Origin of the sequence: Paraburkholderia kirstenboschensis, from assembly GCF_904848585.1 — a bacterium.
Classification (GTDB): Bacteria; Pseudomonadota; Gammaproteobacteria; order Burkholderiales; family Burkholderiaceae; genus Paraburkholderia; species Paraburkholderia kirstenboschensis.
Window position 1 is genome coordinate 559,948 of record NZ_CAJHCR010000002.1, and the last position, 18,637, is coordinate 578,584.

Here is an 18,637-nt window from a genome sequence, read left to right on the forward strand (position 1 = left end):
AGATTGGGCAGACAGCGGCCCAAGATTTAGCGATTTCTACGTCATGACACCCGCAGCAAGCTTTCACTCTGCTGCACTTTATTAACTGCAGATTAACTATTTTTCATTTGACACGCGTCGTTTCGCCGGGCGCACATAATTCCACGCGTCGATCGGCTCCACTGCACGTTTATTGACTCGCGCAAACGTTATCGTCAGCGAATATCCGTTTCGCCTGAGACGGTCCGGGGCGCACATGCCGCAAATCTACGATCCGCGAGTGACAAACTGGCCTTCGACGTGTCGTTGCAGTGAAGCAACAGCGAGACCGCCACCGATAGCCGCTGGCACCAGGCACGGCCATTGCTCAACATCGCTCGCCGGCAGATCGCTCGCTCACGAACCTGTACACGAGGCGAGCCGCCGTTCTACTTCAATCCAGCAATTCATCCGTGGGAGGCCTCATGCTTCGATACGCTGCAATCTTCTTCGTCATCGCTATCATCGCCGCGGTATTCGGCTTTGGCGGAATCGCCGCCGGCGCGACGGAGATCGCCAAGGTGCTGTTCTTCATCTTCGTGGTGATTTTCCTCGTCACCTTGCTGATGGGCGTGATGCGGCGCTGATCACCGCATCGACTGTATAAGCGGAGGAATACCCGCCCCGGCGCGTGCGAACGACCTGTTGCAATACCTGCCACGGTGTCTTGCAATAGTTGCCGCTCCCGCCGGGCTTCCCCGCAACGCAGCACGCGCATCGCGCCATACGTGTACTGCGGCTTTTAATGCCCCGCTCCTGCATTCCTTCATCCTGATCTGCTTCATTCTTCCGACAGCACGCGCGGCTCGCTCTCCCGCATGCCCAGATGCAACTCCTCGCATAGAAAACCTTGCAATGTCTGCACGGCTGCCTCCTGCGCGCCCGCGACCTCGCGCATGAACAGGCCGAAGTCCGCAGCCGGCGCATCGGGCAAGCCATCGGCGCGACCCAACATTCTCATGGACTCCGAACGAATATTGCCTTCGAGCAATACCGACACGCCGAGACCCGCTTCGACCGCCGATTGCACCGCCGGCAAACTCGTGCTCGTACACACAACGCGCCAGCCGATGCCCGCGCGGCGCAACGCCGTCAACACATTCTGTTGCCACAGACACGTGCCGCCAAACGCGACCAACGGCAAGGGCGCTTCGGCGTCGCGCGCATAGCCGCGCGCGCCGACCCAGAACAACGGTTGGGTCCATGTGAGCAAAGGCGTGCCGTCCACCAATGCGGGATCGGCAACGACCACATCGAGGCCGCCGTCCGCGAGCCGCTTCGACAAAGTGGCGCTGCTGTCCACGACGATTTCCAGCGCGACGCGCGGATAAGCAATCGAAAAACGCCGCAACGCGCGCGGCAAGCGACCGACGGCAATGTCCTCGAGCATGCCGAGCCGCACGCCGCCCGACACCTGCCCCGCGCTCAGCGCACGTCGTGCATCGGCACCCGCGCCGAGAATCGCGTGCGCGTACGGCAGCAGCAGATGACCGGCTTCGGTGAGTTGCACGCCGCGTGGCGAGCGGTCGAGCAGCCGCTGGCCAAGGTCTTCTTCGAGACGGCGCAACTGCATGCTCACCGCCGCCTGGGTGCGTGCGAGACGGCTTGCGGCCACGCCCACCGCACCCGTCTCCGCGACGGTGACGAACGCGCGAAGCAGACTGCTATCGAGGTCACGGGTCATCACGATTGTTGAAATCGACATAAGAAATATCAACTTATCTTAGTAGCGCTGGAGCCGATAAGATAGCGTGAACATTCCCACAGCGACACCAAAACACTATGCAGGACACGACGATCAAGTGCGCAGCCGTCCCCGCCGACCCGGCCACGGCGAAACCTGCGCGCGCTGCAGCCGGCGCAGCGTTGCTGTGCGTGCTGTCCATGTCGAGCGTGCAATTCGGCGCCGCGCTTTCCGAACCGACCATGTCGGTCTACGGCTCGCTCAGCACCACGTGGCTGCGGCTCGGCTGGGCCGCGCTCGTCCTCGCAGTGCTGGTGCGACCGCGCGTTCTGAGCTACTCGCGCGCGCACTGGTTCGCCGCGGGCGCGCTCGGCGCTGCAATGGCCGGCATGACGTTGTGCTTTTTTGCGGCGCTTCAACGCATTCCGCTCGGCCTTGCGGTGGCGATCGACTTTCTCGGGCCACTGACGGTGGCAACCCTGGCCGTGCGCCGCGCGCGCGCGCTTCTGTGGCCCGCGCTGGCGATTGCGGGCGTCGTGCTGCTTTCGCGCGATCGCGCCGGCTGGGTGGGCGAACCGCTCGGCGTATTCCTTGCGCTTGCCGCCGCTTGCGGCTGGGGCAGCTACATCGTGTTGATGAAAAAGACCGGCAAGCTATTTGCCGGACTGGAAGGCCTGTCGGTCTCGCTGATTGCGGCGGCGCTGGTCGCCACGCCTTTTGGCCTGGCGCAGAGTGGCATGCACGTGGCCACAGGCCAGCTCGCGGCGACCGCAGGCCTCGCGATACTCGTTCCTCTATTGCCCTATGCGCTGGAAATGGTGGCACTGCGTCACATGCCCGCCGGTTCGTTCGGTATCCTGATGAGTGTAGAGCCAGCCATCGGTGCGGTGGCGGGCTTTGTCGTACTGCATCAGCCGATGGGCATTCTGCAGATCGCGGGCACTTTGTTCGTGGTCGCCGCGAGTGTCGGCGCGGTGGTGGCCGCGCGGTAGCGACGGCGCAATGCCAGCCACCAAGGGCGCGGTGCGCATGCAGTAACGACAATGCAAGGTTGACAGCGCATCGCCGGAAGCGCCGCGCCGCGCAGCGCCAATAACGCGTGCGCCGCTAAGCCATGTTCTCGGCTTCGTACAAACGCCGCCCGGCAGCATCCTTCGCGCCGACAATCGGCGCGAAATCGATCGGCCATTCAATGCCGATGTCCGGATCGCTCCACAAGATGCAGCGCTCCAGTTCGGGAAACCAGTATTCGGTCGTTTTCCACAGGCACTCGGCGACGTCGGAGAGCACGACGAAGCCGTGCGCGAAGCCCGGGGGCACCCAGATCTGCCGATGGTTTTCCGCGCTCAGGTGCGCGCCGCACCACTTGCCGAAGTTCGGCGAATTGAGCCGCACGTCCACGGCGACGTCGAAAATTTCGCCCGCCACGACCTGCATGAGCCGGCCTTGCGGACGCTGGACCTGATAGTGCAGTCCGCGCAGCACGCCATGCACCGCGCGCAGATGCCGGTCTTGCACGAAGTCGAAACCGCGTGCGATGTCGTCGCTGAACTCGTCCGCGGCAAAGCTCTCATAACAGAAACCGAATTGGTCGCCAAACACCTCGGGCTCAATGAGTTTCACTTCCGGCAGTGCCGTTGCCAACACCTGGTTGCCCATGCCACTGTGCCCGTAAGAAGCTGCTCGACAAAGAACGGGAAACCGCCGCGCACTCGCGCGGCGGTCCTGAAACGCGCCTGCCCTACAGGCGCGCTCAACTGTCAGAGCTCCGAGGAGGCAAGCCGGCTGCGGGCGCGATATTCGGTTGGCGACAGCGCCATGCGCTTGCGGAAGATCTTCGCAAGGCGGTCGCCGTTGCCGGTGCCGCTGCGCCGCGCGATCTTGTCGACCGGCAGTTCGGTTTCAGTGAGGAAGTTGCAGGCAATGCGCAGGCGCACCTGCAACAGGTAGTCGGACGGCGTGACGTGCATTTCATGCTTGAAACGCCGCAGGAAATTGCGCTCACTCATGGCCGCGACCTGGGCTGCGTCGGCAACCGACACCGGACGGTCGCAGTTCGCTTCCATCCAGCGCGCCGCCGCGCGGATCTTTTCCGCGACGCTCAGCGTGCCGCCCTCGGCGGGCAGCGGAACCCACGTCGCAGCCATGCCCGGCATCACGCGTTCGGCGACGCTGCGCGCGAGTTCCGCGCCGAGATCGCGCTTGATGAACATCAGCGCGCTGCGGGCGCAGTCGTTGCGATCGTTGGACGCGCTGAGGATGGCGTCCGCTCCGCCCCGGCCATAGCGGCCGATTTGCAGCGCCTCCGGATCGCCCGGATTGGCCGCCTCCAGCACGAGCCGCCCTTCGCCGATGGTTTCGATCGCACGGGTGCGCGCCTGCACCGAGCGCAGCCAGCCGAGTAGCCGCTGGTCGCGGGCCGCCTCGTGCGCGCCGTGCCCGCCGGCAATGAAGAGGACGTCGAAGCCGGTTCCATAGCGCGTGTCGATGCGATCGGTCCAGATGCGCGCAGCCGACGAGCTTGGCACGCTGCCGCCGTCGAGCGACAGGAATTGCACTTCATACGGCGGCTCTTCGCCTGGGCGCGTGCCGGAGAGTTCGTTCGCGGTCTGGAACATTTCGACGACCGTACCGGGGCCAAGCAACCAGAAACCGTCGAACAGCAGCACACCAATTCGCCGCGCCGCTGTGCGCACATTGACAGCGGGCGTGTGTAACCAGGTAACCCTCGCGGAATCGACGTGGATGTGGGACATGGTCTTCCTCAAAATGTCTACGTGGTTGGACGAGGACGCGCGTTATCCGACGATATGGATCAACTGATAATCTCTATTCAACATCGGTGAACGCCGTTTCACGCATTATCAGCGATGTTAGCCGAATGAATCGCGTTAGTAAATTTGAAAACAACGGAATTAGCCAGGCATTTAACGTATGACGAAATTTATTCTCATTTGATGCAAGTAATAATTATCCGACGCGTGAATTGCGAGCGGAAAAATCTACCGCGTGCCGGAGAGCCTGCGCTGCGAGCCATGTGCGGCGCGGGGCCGCAGCCTGCCCTGCTTACCTCCCCGAATGCCGTACGCATAAGCGAAGTGGGCTGTTGAGCATTGGAGCGATATGAAAACGTTTCAAAGCTGAACACACCGGTGCACCGCAATGGCCCTTTTAATTGGATTTGTTATTCGCACATTCGGAATGTGCCTCGTCAGCCGTGGTAATTAGCCCGTAGCGATTCTAATCGCGCGATTATCTGGTTATGCGGGGTTTTTAAAGGCGCCGAAAACGTTTCATTTCTGAAACATGATCCGTTTATTCTTCTGATTAATTGCGGCGTTTCAGAGTCGTGTCACGCGTGATCTGCTTATTCATTAGACAATTGGCGCGGCTTCGCGGATTTGCATTCCGGTACGCCGGGAAGCGGGCGCGCGACTCGCCTCGAACGGCGAGCCGCGTCGCAGCACTTATAGGGTCAGCTCGAACGACCTCGCGAGGATGCCGGGCAATTGCATCCCGCCCGTCGCCCGCTCTCCCCACGTCCCGTCGCTCAGGAGCAATTCGGCTTGCGCGCCGATCTGTTCGAGTTCGCTGCCAAGCAGGCGATACAGGCTGTCGTCGAAACGCATGGCTTCGAGTGGCGCCACGATCTGTCCGTTCTCCACCCAGAAGGTCGCGAAACGCGTCATGCCCGTGAGTCGGCAATTCATCCGGTCCGAAAAGTTCACGTACCACAAATTGCCGATGTAAAGACCGGTACCCAGTTGCGCGAGTACGTCCTCGTCCATCAGTTCGCCGGGCTGCATTGCGAGCGACGCCGGCGCTTCTTCGGCGAGCGCGCCGTTCGGCGTCAAGCCGTATTCCCTTGCGCTGCGTGCATTGGTCAGTTGCCCGGCACTGCGGCCCGCCGCGATGAGCGCAACGCTGTCGCGCAAGTAGCCGTCGTCGTTGAAGCCTGGCGTGATGCCGAGGCTGAGTTCTTCGCCGAGAGTTACGCGAGGATCGAGCGCGATCTCAGCCACGTGCAGCTTATACAACTCGCTGCGCGAACTGGCCTGCGCGCGCGCCGAAAAGCCGCGCCACGCGGTCACGCCCAATAGCTCGGCAAGCGCCGCCGGAGCGAGCCACGCGCGATAGCGTCCAGGCGCGAGCGCTCGAGGCGCGCGAGCGAGCACGGCGAGACGCGTGGCGGCCTGTTCCACCTTGCCTGCAAAGACGGCATCGCTCCAGTCGTCGCCAGCGTACGTGGTCTTGATTGCGCGACCGCTCGGGTCATAGAGCGACCAGCTGAAATTGAAATTGTCGACTTCGTACCAGCCGCGGCTGCCACGCGTCGACGCGAACCCTCGCACGATGGTGCCGCCCGCATAAAACCCCACGAAATCGAGGCCCCGCGCGCATTCGGCGACGACGCGCAACAAGCCGTGCGGCTCCGGCAATCTGCCCGAACGCCGCGTGGTGCGCTGCCATGAGGAAGTATCGAACAGCAGGTGCGGATCGTCGGCGGCATCGCGCAGACCCTCGCGCAGCGTGGCAAGCGCGGTGCGCACTTCGTCGACGTCCTGCTCCAGATCGCCGCACACCGTCAACGTGGAATACGCCTGACGCGCTCCGTCGATCAGACGCAAGGTCAGCTTGCCTTGCGACACGGTGCCGCTTTGCCGCACCTTGCCCGCGTTGAAGCGGATGAAGTCGGACTGCTCGCCGGCAAACGAACTGAGCGTGGTTTCGCCGCCTTGCTGGAGACGCTCGATCGCATCGGCGAGCGACGTGAAGTGCCGCTGCCAGTCCACGGCATGCGTGGCGCGCGGTGACATGAAGCCGCTCATCATGCGCCTCCGAACACGTCGACATTGCTGAACACGCAAGCGGGCGACGCGTGGCCCACGCGAATGATCTGCGCCGGCTCGCCCTTCCCGCACATCGACGTGCCATACACTTCGCGCGTCGCCGCGTTGCCGACCGCGCTCAAGCTGCGCCAGAAATTCGCGGAAATGCCGCGATAGTTCGGCTGCTTGACGATCTGGGTGAGCTTGCCGTTTTCGATCAGTTGCCCGAATTCGCAGCCGAACTGGAATTTGTTGCGATGATCGTCAATCGACCAGGACGTGTTCGTGCGCATCAGAATGCCGTGTTCGATGTTGCCGATCATCTCGTCGAGCGAACTGTCGCCCGGCTCGATATTCAGATTCGCCATGCGGTCGATCGGCGGCCGGTTCCAGTTCGACGCACGCGAATTCGCCACGCCCGGCATGCCCGCGCGTTGCTGCGAAAGCGCGCCGCCAAGCGGTCGCTCCAGCACGCCGTTGCGAATCAGATATTCCTTGTGCGCTTCGGTGCCGTCGTCGTCGAATGCGTAGGCCGCGGCTTCTTCGCGCAACTCCGGGTCGAAAGTCACGTTCAGCAGTTCGGAGCCGTAGCGGTAAGAGCCGAACATGTCCGGCTTCACGAAACTCCAGCCCGCGAAATTGCGCTCGTCGCCGAGGATCCGATCGAGTTCCAGCGGATGGCCGATCGACTCGTGAATCTGCAGCATCATCTGATCGGGCATCAGCAGAAGGTCGCGCTTGCCCGACGGGCAGTTCGGCGCGGCCAGCAATTGCAGCGCCTCGGCGGCCACGCGCGGGCCGCAGCCGTCGAAACCGAAGCGCGCCAGCACGTCCATGCCGCCCTGACCGAGCGTGCCGTAGTTGCCGCCGAGTGTGCGCTCCTGCGTGTCGCCGTTCGCATGCGCGGCCACGCTCAACTGCGGCATCACGAAGCGGAACCGTTGATCGATACGTATGCCGTCGCCCGTCATGTAAAGCTGATCGGTGTGAATGATCTGCACCGCGGCCACGCGCTCGACGATGCGCGAATCCAGCTTCGCCGCCGCGCATTCAGCGCCGAGCCGGTCGATCCATTCGGCTCGGCCCGGCAGCGTGTGCTGCGCATTCGGCGACACATACTCGCCGCTAGCCGACGGACGCGCCACTTCGCGATGATCGATCAACGACAATGCCGCGCTCGCCTCGGCGCGTGCCGTGGCGAGATCGAGCGCCTGCTGCAACCCCGCCGCCGACAGATTCGCCGTCGCCGCATAGCCGGCTCCCGCGCCGACCCACGCGATGAGCATCGCGCCACGATCGCGCACCGTGCGCAGCGGTTGCGCGATGTCGTTGCGAACCTCGTGATCGTCGATCCGTTCGTCGACTATGCGCAGCGACCAGAAGTCCGCGCGGCTCGCAAGGGACCGGGCGGCCTGCGCCCAGCGTTCGTCAATCATTCACACTCCGTAGGGTTTGCGCGGAATCCGGCCGCGCCATCAGCAGCGACGAAGCCAGAAGCGAGCGCGTATAGGGATGCGACGGCGCTTGTAAGACTTCGAGCGTGTCACCGGCCTCGACGACCCGCCCCGACTTCATGACGATCACACGGTGCGCCATGGCCCGCATCACCGCGAGATCGTGCGTGATAAGAAGGTAGCTTAGCTTGCGCGTTATCTGTAAATGTACCAGCAGAGCGAGCACCTGCTGCTGGATCGACACGTCGAGCGCGCTCGTCGGCTCATCGAGCACCAGCAGTTCCGGTTCCACGGCAAGCGCCCGCGCAATCGCGATCCGTTGACGCTGCCCGCCGGAAAACTCGTGCGGATAACGGGGCATCGCATCGGCGGGCAGACCCACTTCCTCCAGCAGGCTGGCCACGCGTGCGCGCCTCGCCTTTGCGTCGATCTCGGGCCGATGCACGGCGAGGCCCTCACCGACGATCTGCTCGACCGTCATGCGCGGCGACAGCGAACCGAACGGGTCCTGGAACACTACCTGCATGCGCGAGTACAACGCCCGCCGTGAAGCGGCCGTCTTCAACACCGACAACGGCATGCCGTCGATATGCACATGGCCCGCGGCAGCTCTGTGCAAACCGAGTACGGTTGCGGCGAGCGTCGATTTGCCCGATCCCGATTCGCCCGCAACGCCGAGCGTTTCGCCGCGCCGCACGCTCAAATCGACGTCATGCACCGCGCGAAACGTGGAGCGCCCGAACAGCGACCGCCAACCCTTGGCGGGCGTGCTGTAGTCGACGGAAAGCCCTTGCACTTCGAGCAGACGGCGCGCGCCTTTTTCGAGCGGCGCTACCGAGCGGCGCGGTTCGCTGTCGAGCAAACGCTGCGTGTACGGATGCCGCGGATCGTCGAACAACGCTTGTGTCGTATTCGTTTCGACGAGCACGCCCTTCTCCATTACCGCGACGCGCTGCGCGAAACGCCTGACGAGATTCAGGTCGTGCGTGATCAGCAGCACAGCCATGCCGCGCTCGGCGGCTTCCTGTTCCTGGAGTTCGATCAACAGGTCGACGATCTGCTGGCGCACCGTCACGTCGAGCGCGGTAGTGGGCTCGTCGGCGAGCAGCAGGCGCGGCCGGCACGCGAGCGCCATCGCGATCATTGCACGCTGGCGCTGGCCGCCTGACAACTGATGCGGAAAACTGTCGATGCGACGCTCCGGCTCCGGAATGCCGGTGCGCCTGAGCAACTCGATGCCCCGCGAGCGTGCCGCGTTGGGCCGCAAGCCCTCGTGCAAGCGCACGCTTTCCGCAATCTGCTTGCCGATGGTGAAAAGCGGATTGAGTGCGGTCATCGGTTCCTGAAACACCATGGCCACGTCCGCGCCGCGCAGGCCGCGCATTTGCTGCTCGGTCTTGCGCAACAGGTCTTCACCGTCGAGCAGGATGCGCCCGCTCAATTGCGCGTGATCGACGAGCCGCAGAATGGACAACGCGGTGACGCTCTTGCCCGAGCCCGATTCGCCGACGAGCGCAACACGCTCGCCGCGTGCGATGGAAAGGTCAAGCTCGCGCACCGCGAGCTTGTCGCCGAAACGCGCGGAAAAGCGCTCGATTTCAAGCAGCGGCCGGTCGGTCGACGTGATGCTCATCGCGGTGCCCCCCCGAATGCGGAACCGCGCGAACGGGTGTCGAGCGCATTGCGCAGCGCGTCGCCGATAAAGGTCAGCAGCAGCAACGTAACGACGAGCGCGGCGAAAGCCGACACCGAAATCCACCATGCGTCGAGATTGTTCTTACCCTCCTGCAATAACTCGCCGAGGCTCGGCGTCGGCGGCGGCACACCGAGCCCGAGAAAATCGAGGCTGGTGAGCGAGAGGATCGCCGCGCTCATCCGGAAAGGCAGGAACGTGATAACCGGCGTGAGACTATTCGGCAACACATGACGCCAGATGATCTGCCCGTTCGACAGCCCCATCGTGCGCGCGGCTTTTACGTAGTCGAGCGAACGGTTGCGCAGGAACTCCGCGCGAACGTAGTCGGACAGCACGAGCCAGCCGAACATCGACAGAAGAATGAACAGGAGCCACAGGGTCGGCTCGAAGATCGACGCGAAGATGATGAGCAGATACAGGTCCGGCATCGAACTCCATATTTCGATCAGCCGCTGGCCGATCAGATCGGTGCGCCCGCCGTAAAAGCCCTGCACCGCGCCCGCCGCCACGCCGATCAGCACGCCCGAGACCGTGAGCGCGAGCGCCATCGACACCGACAACCTGAAGCCGTAGAGAAGCCGCGCGAGCACGTCGCGTCCGTATTGATCGGTGCCGAGCCAGTTCGACGACGTGGGCGGCGCCGGATACGGATGCGCGGCGAAATAGTCGATCGTGTCGTAGTGAAAGCGGTTCGGCGGATAGACCGCGAAGTTGCCGTTCGCCTCCAGCCGCGAGCGAATATACGGATCGAGGTAATTCGCGCGCGCCGGAAAATCGCCGCCGAAAAGCGTCTCCGGATAGTCCTTCACGATCGGAAAATAGTAGTGCCCGTCGTAGCGGACGACGAGCGGCCGGTCATTCGACAGCACTTCGCCCAGCAGGCTGAGAACGAACAGCGACGCGAGGATCATGAGGCTCCAGTAGCCCAGACGCTGCCGCCGGAAGCGCAGCCACGTGCGCCGCCACGGAGACGGGACTGTCCGGCGCGGCGCGCCGGACGCGTCATCGGTCAAGCCGGTTGAACTGGATACGCGGGTCGACGAGGACATAGCAGACGTCAGCAATGAGTTTGGTTATGAGGGCGATCAACGTGAAGAGAAAGAGCGAGCCCAGCACGACCGGGTAATCGCGGCGAATCACGGAGTCGTATGAGAGCTGGCCCATGCCGTCGAGTGAGAACAACGTTTCGATCAGCAGATTGCCGTTCAGGAACGCCCCGACGAAGGCCGCCGGCAAACCGGTCAGCAGCGGAATTGCCGCGTTGCGCAGCACGTGTTTCCACAACACGTCGCGCTCGGTCGCGCCCTTCGCGCGCGCGGTCAGCACATACTGACGGCCGATCTCTTCGAGAAACGTGTTCTTGGTGAGAATCGTGACGATCGCAAAATTGCCGACCACCGAGGCCGTGACCGGCAGCACGATGTGCCATAGATAATCGAGCAGCTTGCCGAATGTGCTCAGTTCCCCGAAGTTATCCGACGTGAGACCGCGCATGGGGAACACTTGCCAGAAGGTGCCGCCGCCGAACAGCATCAGCAGCAGAACCCCCAGCACGAAGCCGGGAATCGCATAGCCCGCGAGCACGAGCACGCTCGTCACGGTGTCGAAGCGCGAGCCGTTGCGCACCGCCTTGGCGATGCCGAGCGGCACCGAAACCAGATACGTCAGCAGCACCGTCCAGAGCCCGAGCGTGATCGACACCGGAAGCTTCGAGCGGATCACGTCCCATACTCTTGCGTGCTGATAGTAGGACTGTCCGAGGTCGAAGCTCGCGTAGTGTTCGAGCATCAGCACATAGCGCTCGAGCGGCGGCTTGTCGAAGCCGAACTGCTTCTTGATCTGCTCGATCTGCTGCGGATCGACACCCTGGCTGCCGTGATAACCGCCGCCGCCCGCCCCCGTGTCTCCGCCACGGCCAGCGCCGTGGCGGAGTTGCGTCATCACCTGCTCGACCGGCCCACCCGGCACGAACTGCGTGACGATGAAAGTAAGCGTGACGACGCCGAGCAAGGTCGGCACCATCAACAGCAATCGTCTGAGAATGTAGGCAAGCATGTCGCTTCTCGATGAACTCAGTGGGACGCGCCCGGCCGTTTGGCGAACCAGTAGTCGATGACCCAATCCTCGTACTGGTACGAGGCCGGCACGATCGTCGGAAAACCCAGCGTGGTCTTGTAGCCAATGCGCGCGCCCGGCGCGTAATACTCGGGCACGAGGTAATAGGAGTTGATCAGCACACGGTCCAGCGCTCGGGTTGCTGCCTGCAAATCTTCGAGCGTGGTCGCGGCGAGCGCGGCATGTATCAGCGAGTCGACCGCGGGCGAGCGAATCCCCGGGTAGTTCTCGGAGCCCACCTGCGAGGCCGCCGCGCTGCCGAAGCGGCGTTCGAGTTCCACACCGGGAATGGTGACCGGCGGATAGATGTACGTGGTCATGTCGAACTCGAAGTTGTCGATCCGCTTCTGATACAACGCACTGTCTATCTCGCGCAGATGCGCCTCTATCCCGAGGTTCGCAAGCGCCTGCATATACGGAAGAATCAAGCGGTCCATGCCGGGCTGGTCGTCGATGATCTCGATCTTCATCGGCGTGCCGCTCGCGTCGCGCAACGCGCCGTCGCGATAGTGCCAGCCGGCTTGCGCGAGCAGGTCGCGCGCCACGCGCAGGTTGCCGCGCAGCGAATTCGGCGGCAGCGTATCCGGCGGCTTCACCATCGGGCCGAAAACTTCCGGCGGCAAACTCGCACGGTACGGTTCGAGTAGCGCGAGTTCCTTCGCTCCCGGCATGCCGCTCGCACCGAACGGGCTCGCAGCAAAATAGCTTCCGGTGCGGCGGTACTGGCCATAGAACATCATCCGGTTCATCCAGTCGTAATCGAACGCCATGGTCAAAGCATGGCGCACCCGCACGTCCTGGAACATCGGCTTGCGCAGATTCATCAGCATGCCTTGCATCTGCGCGGGGCCGTCCGCGAAATTGCCTTTCTTCAGCACACCATTGTCGAAGTTCTTGCCCACGTACTTGCGCGCCCATTGCGTCGCGCTGTATTCGACGATCGCGCCGGCGTCGCCGGCCTTGAAGGCTTCGAGCTGCGTGTAGTGGTCGCGATACAGCTTGAACGTGATGTGCGCGAAGCGGTACATGCCGCGCCTCGACGGCAGGTCCGCCGCCCAATACGCCGGATTGCGCCTGTAGGTGATCTCCTTGTCGTTCTTGCGCGATTCGACGAGATACGGGCCGCTCGAAACCGGCACCTCGTTAGCGATCTGGTCGAACGGCGCTCGCGTGCCGTCGGCGCGCATCCCCCATTTCGGCGAGAACACCGGCAGGTCGCCCGCAATCAGCGGCGCGTCGCGCTCGGCATGCTTGAATTCGAAGCGCACGGTGGCCCGGTCGACCACGACCGCGCGCTTGATCACCGCGAATTGCGCGTTGAACATCGGCGACGCCTGCGGGCTCGTCAGCGTGTCGAACGAATATTTGACGTCGGCTGCGGTAATCGGATCACCGTTCGAGAAGCGCGCGGCCCGATTGATGTGAAACGTCGCCGACGACAGATCGGGCGCGACTTCCACGTCGTCCGCGATCAACGGATACTCCGACGCAAGTTCGTCCCAGCTCCGCTGCATCAGCGTGTCGAACATCAGATGCAGCACGTCAGGTGCGGGTGCGCCACGCACGAGGAACGGATTCATCGAATCGTAGCTTTGCAATTCGTTGTAGTTCTGAAAACTGAGCGTGCCGTCCGCGGGTGCGGTGGGGTCGGCGTAGTCGAAGTGCGTGAAGTTCGCCGGATATCTCGGCTCGTCGTATTGCGATATGGACGGCCTCGCGTACGCGCATGTCATGCCGAACGCGAGGCCGATGCCGACCGCGCGCGCCCACAACGAGGCCACGCCCGAGCCGGACCGCGGCAGATGTGCGAGCATGCGCAACGCGCGCGGCCAGCGAAACTTCACAGGTCTCATTTCTTCGAAACGCTAAAGGTCGCGCGCCGGTTGCGAGCCGGCGCGCGGTACGTCGAATCGCGCGAGGATGGTTCTGGCCATCGCCCGCGCTCCCTTCTCCACTGCGGCTGCCGCCTTACTGGTCGTCGTCGCTCGGTGCGGTCTTGAACGAGAACGCAACTTCGCCGACGTACGGCTCAGCATTCTTCTCGCAACGGTACGACCTGGCAGCGGTGATGACCGCGTCGTTGAAGACCGAGGTCGGCGGTGTCACGCGCACGATCTTTACGTCGCTTACGCTGCCGTCCGGACTGATCGACAGATGCGCGATCACCGTCGCCGAAAGTCCTTCTTGCAACGCCCGGCGCGGAATTTGCGGCTGCACGGCCTGGCAGTGGCCGCGTCCGTCGACCACGCCGTGCAACGCCGGTGGCGCCGCCGGCGCGGGCGGAGCGGCAGGCGCCGTGGCTGGACCCGGCGTCGCATTCGCCGTGGCGAGCGCGGGCGCGTTCGCGCTCGGATTGGCGGCGGGTGCGATGTTCGCGGGTTTGGGCGTCGCCGACGGCATTGCCGGCGGGGGCTTCGGCGCCGGCTGCGGCTTGGGCTGCTGCGGTTTGGGCGGCGGCTTCACCGGCGTCGGCGCGGGCGGCGGCTCGAGTTTTTTCACTTCGGGCGGCGGCGGTGGCGGCGGCGCCATCGTCACTTCCATGATCTTGCGCGGGGCCGGCGGCTCCTGCTTGAAGCTCACCTGCGAGAGCCCCGCGACGATCAGCAGTTCGACGACGAGCGCGGCAGCCAGCGCTGTCTTCATGGACATGCGGCCATGATGCGCCGGATTGGACGACGCCCAGAGCGCGCCGCTCAGGCGGCTTTGCGGGTCTTTCATGTCGATTACCGGAGAGCTCATGTCGTCGGATTGGTGGCGAGTGCAACCGAGCTGATGCCCGCTGCGCGCACGAGATCCATCACCTTGACGATGTTCTTGTAGCTCGTGCCTTCGTCGCCCGCGATCGCCACGTCGACCTTCTTCGAATCATGCACGAGCCCTTGCAGATGCGCGGTCAACTCCGTGGGCGTGACGGGCTTCGCGTCGAGATAGATCTCGTCGGTCTTCGTGACGCCGATCGACACCTTGACTGTCTGCTGCAGCTGCTCCGCCGTGCTCGATTGCGGCAGATCGAGTTTGATGCCCGCGCCCTGAATCATCTTCAGCGTGGCAAGCATGAAGAACACGAGCAGGAACATCATGATGTCGATCATCGGAATGATCTCGATGCGCGCCTTCTCTTCCGCGCCCAGGTAATGGCTGCGATGGTTACGCATGATCCTTCTCCTTGGAAGCGGATGGTCAGGCGGCGAACCGCGACACGAGCAGCGACTTGATCAGATCGAACTGATTGACCGTCATCCGGATACGCTTGTTGAAGTAGTTCAGGAAGATCACGCAGATAATGGCGATCGTCAGGCCGCAGGCGGTAGCCGTCAGCGCGTGGCCGATGCCGCCCGTCACGCCGTTCGGATTCGCGGTGCCGCTCGTGCCGAGCACGTTGAACGACTCGACCATGCCGATGATCGTGCCGAGCAGGCCGAGCAGCGGCCCGAGCGTCACTGCCGTGTCGAGAATCCACAGATTGCGGTCGAGGCGCGGCATCTGGAACATGATAGTCTCCTCCAGTTCGCGTTCCACCACCGCTTCCGGTTTGCCTTGCACCTTCAGCGCACTTTTGACCAGCTCGCCCTGCACGGTTGCTTTGTAGTGCTCGGCGACTTTCTGTGCGTCGGACAGATTGGCCGGCTCCACCATCTTCAGATCATGTTCGAGCGTCTTGCCCGCCTTGACCGCTCGCGAGAAGAACATGAAGCGCTCGACGATGATCGAGATGCCCAGCAGGAAGATGAAGGCCAGAACGGGAATCAGGCCCATCGATTGAACTGAATAGTTGATAAGGGTATTGAGCACGGGGAACTCCAGTTACGTCTCTAACAAAGTTGGGCCGCTTCGGTCCCGAAGACCGGAGCCGAAGCGGCCGACCGACTAAACAGACTGCTCTTCAAAGACAGACATCGAGAACTTAGAAGCGGTACGTCGCGCCGACCTGGAAGAAGCGGCCGATGTTGGTGTAAAGCGACTGGTCATAGCCGGTGATATCCGGCGTGGCCTGCCACTCGACGTCGAACGGCGGCTTGCGGTCGAAGATGTTGTTGATGCCGCCGTAGATGGTCCAGTGCTTGAAGCCGCGATACGTGGCCATCAGGTTGAACTGGCTGTAGGACGCCACCGACAACGTGCCGCCGTCGCCGAATTCGGCCGCCACCGCATTCGTGTAAGGGCCCGTGTACTGCCACGTGAGCGTGGTGGTCAGCTTGCGATAGTCCCAGCTCAGGCTCGTGTTGCCCTTCCAGCGCGGGTTGCTCGCGCCGAACGGTTGCAGCAGCGCAAGGTTGTTACCCGCGAAGTCCTGCGTCGGTGCGCCGGGGCTGTTGAGCTTGAAGTGCCACACATAGGCCCAGTCGCCAGCGAGCGTGAACGTGCCGTACTTCGTGCCGACCGACTTGCGGAAGTTCATGTCGAAGCCGTCGGTGTCGAGCGAGCCGAGGTTGACGAACTGTTCCTTGATGTAGGCGACCGTGCCGTCCGCATTGCGGATCACCGTCGAAGGGTCGTTCGCGTTCATCACCGCATTGGGATCGTTGGTGCCGATCACGCCGTCGATGTGAATCTTGTAGAACGCGGCGCCGATATCGGTCGACGAATCCGGCGAGAGCTGGAAGCCGATGTTGTAGTTCTTCGTACGTTCGGGCTGCAAGCTCGGATTGCCGTTGACCTGTTCGGTCGTGAAGTGCTTGGTCGGCACGCCGCTCGGGTCGTTCGGATCGACGAGGTTCTGGTGCGCGAGGTAGGTTGCCTGCGAGTTCTCGACGAGAGTCGGCGCACGGAAACCGCGGCTGTACGACGCGAATGTCGTGAGCGCCTGCACCGGCTGGAAGCGCAGCGCGAAGCTAGGCGAGAACGCGCCGCCGAAGTCGCTGTAGTGGTCGTAGCGGCCCGCCTGCGTGAACGTCAGGTTGCGGATGATCGGAATATCGACCTGGTAGTACACCGCGGCCACGTTGCGCTCGCCGTCGACCGTCTGCACGTTGGCCGGCGCGGTGATGCCCTGCACGGTGTACGTGCGTGAATTGATCAGCGAACTCTCGTGGCGGAATTCCGTACCGAAGCCGACGCCGACCGGTCCGCCCGGCAGATTGAACAGATTGCCGGTCGAGGTTTTCGCCGTCACGCTGTCGAGTTTCGAGATGGCCTGCTCGTAGTCGTTCTGGAACACGCCGTTCAAGCCGTTGGGCGTTGCCGACGGATTCGAGAAATCGTACACGCCGTTCTGCAGAATGTTCTCGACGCCCGCCACGTTCAACATGTTCCTGTAGGTCGTGTCGACGGTGCTTTGCGAATGACCGTAGTCCGCGGACCAGTCCCAGTCACCGAACTTCTGCGTGGTGAACGAGCCCTTCACGCCGGTCATCGCGCGCCAGAAAGTGGAGACCGTGTCCGCCGAAATGGTGTTAGGGAACGTGTAGTTGATCTGCGCCGGCGCGCCGAACGGGTTGTACGGATTGGTTGCCGGGACGGTGCGCGACAGCGGCAGCGCCGAACCGGTGGCCGGATTGTAGGCGTTGGTGGTGCTTGAAAGTGCCGCGGGGCCCTCGTTCTGCACGGTTTCGTTGCGGCTCACCCACAAGTCCGCGTAGGCCTGGACGTCGTCGTTGATCTTGAAGGTGCCGTGCACCTTTGCGTTCAAACGCGTTGTAGAAGGAACCAATGAAGTCGTGCTCGCGGGATTCGATTTGCACTCGGCGCCGCCGTCCGCCGACACGCTGCCGGGCGGGCACGGGTTGAGCGCGGTCTTGGTGCCGTCGGGCGCCGTCCAGTACGACTGCTGGTTCGGCCCGAGCGGGCCTGCCAGACCGCCGGGGAACTGGCTGAAGTCCTGGTTGGCTGTCATTGAACGATCGGCGAGCGAGGAACCGGTGTCGCGGTAATAGCTCGCCGCAGCCGTTACGTTGAAGCGATCCGAATTCAGATCGCCGAAGCCGCCGAGCACACCGAAATTGCCCTGCGCGTCGCCCGGATGCTGCGCCTTGCCCAGTTGACCGTCGAACTGCAAACCCTGGAAGTTCTTCTTCGTGATGATGTTGACCACGCCGGCAATCGCGTCGGAGCCGTACACCGACACGGCGCCCGTCTTCACGATGTCGATGTGATCCACCATATTGAGCGGGATCGAGTTCACGTCGAAGAACGTGTCGGTGAAGTTCACCGCCTTGCCGTAATTGGCGACGCGCTGACCGTCGACCAGAACCAGCGTGTACTTTTCGCTCAGACCGCGCAACGCAATGCCGCCACCGCCTTGCGCCGAACTGTTCATCGTCGTTTGGCCCCAGCTGCTGCCCGAATTAGCGGAGGTGCCACGCAGAAAATCAGCCACGGTCGTGTAACCGCTTTGCTGGATTTCCTTCGGCGTGATGGTCTGCACCTCGGTATTGCCGACCTTATCCGACGTGCGGATCAGCGAGCCGGTGACTTCCACGCGCTGCATCTTCGTTACATTGCCCGAGTCCGTCGCTGCCGGAGTGGCTTCCGACGTCGTAGTGGCCGCGGTACTGCCGGTCGTCGCCGGCTGGCTCTGTGCAAACGCCGGTGCGGCAATAACCGCCGACAAGGCGAGTTCTGCCCAAAGTATTCTTTTGATGGCCAACGCCAATGCCCTTTGTTTCATTTTCCCCTTCTCACTTGTCAGTAAGACCACACCTGTTGTGCAAGAAAAGCCTTATGAACTTCTCTGCCCTTTTCACGACGACGACGCACCACGCTTTACCGAATATGCCCAGCATTAGTGCAAATAAGTCCAAAATGATTAAATTGTGTTTGATCCGATCTGGTGAAAACGGCAATACGGCTTCAATTCAATTTATTGAATATGGACTACTAATTTCCTAACAGAAATGAAAGC

At 62.8% G+C, this 18,637-nt stretch carries 15 protein-coding genes; 2 read left to right on the top strand and 13 right to left on the bottom strand.

Features of this window, described 5'->3' with window-relative positions; translation table 11 throughout:
• Window positions 1-443 precede the first annotated feature (443 nt).
• Complete coding sequence (locus JMY24_RS09050) at window positions 444-605, top strand: DUF1328 domain-containing protein (RefSeq protein ID WP_006051149.1); 162 nt, start codon at window positions 444-446, stop codon at window positions 603-605.
• A 194-nt stretch (window positions 606-799) separates the two neighbouring features.
• On the opposite strand, the gene JMY24_RS09055 is transcribed toward JMY24_RS09050, so the two are convergent.
• Entirely contained in the window at window positions 800-1,702 is a 903-nt protein-coding gene (locus JMY24_RS09055; RefSeq protein WP_201701948.1) for a LysR substrate-binding domain-containing protein, read from the bottom strand.
• Window positions 1,703-1,800: 98 nt separating this feature from the next.
• Here JMY24_RS09055 and JMY24_RS09060 point away from each other — a divergent pair, with 98 nt between their 5' ends.
• Window positions 1,801-2,694, top strand: coding sequence for an EamA family transporter (locus tag JMY24_RS09060; protein ID WP_201701877.1), 894 nt, complete (start codon window positions 1,801-1,803; stop codon window positions 2,692-2,694).
• A gap of 115 nt (window positions 2,695-2,809) precedes the next feature.
• On the opposite strand, the gene rfbC is transcribed toward JMY24_RS09060, so the two are convergent.
• The 12 genes from rfbC to JMY24_RS09120 form a co-directional block, all read right to left on the bottom strand.
• Window positions 2,810-3,361 carry a dTDP-4-dehydrorhamnose 3,5-epimerase gene (gene rfbC / locus JMY24_RS09065; protein WP_128591132.1) on the bottom strand — a complete coding sequence of 184 codons (552 nt, stop codon included), beginning with the start codon at window positions 3,359-3,361 and terminating at the stop codon, window positions 2,810-2,812.
• Between the two features lie 101 nt (window positions 3,362-3,462).
• Window positions 3,463-4,458: a GlxA family transcriptional regulator gene (locus tag JMY24_RS09070; RefSeq protein ID WP_027804932.1), complete on the bottom strand. Its 996-nt coding sequence runs from the start codon at window positions 4,456-4,458 to the stop codon at window positions 3,463-3,465.
• A 711-nt stretch (window positions 4,459-5,169) separates the two neighbouring features.
• Complete coding sequence (locus JMY24_RS09075) at window positions 5,170-6,531, bottom strand: metallopeptidase TldD-related protein (RefSeq protein ID WP_201701878.1); 1,362 nt, start codon at window positions 6,529-6,531, stop codon at window positions 5,170-5,172.
• Entirely contained in the window at window positions 6,531-7,967 is a 1,437-nt protein-coding gene (locus JMY24_RS09080) for a TldD/PmbA family protein (RefSeq protein ID WP_201701879.1), read from the bottom strand. Before JMY24_RS09080 ends, JMY24_RS09075 begins: the two co-directional genes overlap by 1 nt.
• Complete coding sequence (locus tag JMY24_RS09085) at window positions 7,960-9,618, bottom strand: ABC transporter ATP-binding protein (protein WP_128594772.1); 1,659 nt, start codon at window positions 9,616-9,618, stop codon at window positions 7,960-7,962. Before JMY24_RS09085 ends, JMY24_RS09080 begins: the two co-directional genes overlap by 8 nt.
• Window positions 9,615-10,730: an ABC transporter permease gene (locus tag JMY24_RS09090; protein ID WP_128594771.1), complete on the bottom strand. Its 1,116-nt coding sequence runs from the start codon at window positions 10,728-10,730 to the stop codon at window positions 9,615-9,617. Before JMY24_RS09090 ends, JMY24_RS09085 begins: the two co-directional genes overlap by 4 nt.
• Window positions 10,684-11,736 carry a microcin C ABC transporter permease YejB gene (locus JMY24_RS09095; protein WP_128594770.1) on the bottom strand — a complete coding sequence of 351 codons (1,053 nt, stop codon included), beginning with the start codon at window positions 11,734-11,736 and terminating at the stop codon, window positions 10,684-10,686. Before JMY24_RS09095 ends, JMY24_RS09090 begins: the two co-directional genes overlap by 47 nt.
• Window positions 11,737-11,753: 17 nt before the next feature.
• Window positions 11,754-13,649, bottom strand: a complete 1,896-nt coding sequence (locus JMY24_RS09100) for an extracellular solute-binding protein (RefSeq protein WP_128594769.1) — start codon at window positions 13,647-13,649, stop codon at window positions 11,754-11,756.
• 115 nt (window positions 13,650-13,764) lie between these two features.
• Complete coding sequence (locus JMY24_RS09105; RefSeq protein WP_201701880.1) at window positions 13,765-14,535, bottom strand: energy transducer TonB; 771 nt, start codon at window positions 14,533-14,535, stop codon at window positions 13,765-13,767.
• Complete coding sequence (locus JMY24_RS09110) at window positions 14,532-14,951, bottom strand: ExbD/TolR family protein (protein ID WP_006051605.1); 420 nt, start codon at window positions 14,949-14,951, stop codon at window positions 14,532-14,534. Before JMY24_RS09110 ends, JMY24_RS09105 begins: the two co-directional genes overlap by 4 nt.
• 25 nt (window positions 14,952-14,976) lie before the next feature.
• The gene (locus JMY24_RS09115) at window positions 14,977-15,588 is read right to left on the bottom strand and encodes a MotA/TolQ/ExbB proton channel family protein (protein WP_020069917.1); all 612 of its coding nucleotides are present in this window, start codon (window positions 15,586-15,588) and stop codon (window positions 14,977-14,979) included.
• A 112-nt stretch (window positions 15,589-15,700) separates the two neighbouring features.
• A complete protein-coding gene (locus JMY24_RS09120) occupies window positions 15,701-18,403 on the bottom strand; it encodes a TonB-dependent receptor plug domain-containing protein (protein WP_128594768.1) in 2,703 nt (900 codons plus the stop codon).
• Between the last annotated feature and the right edge of the window lie 234 nt (window positions 18,404-18,637).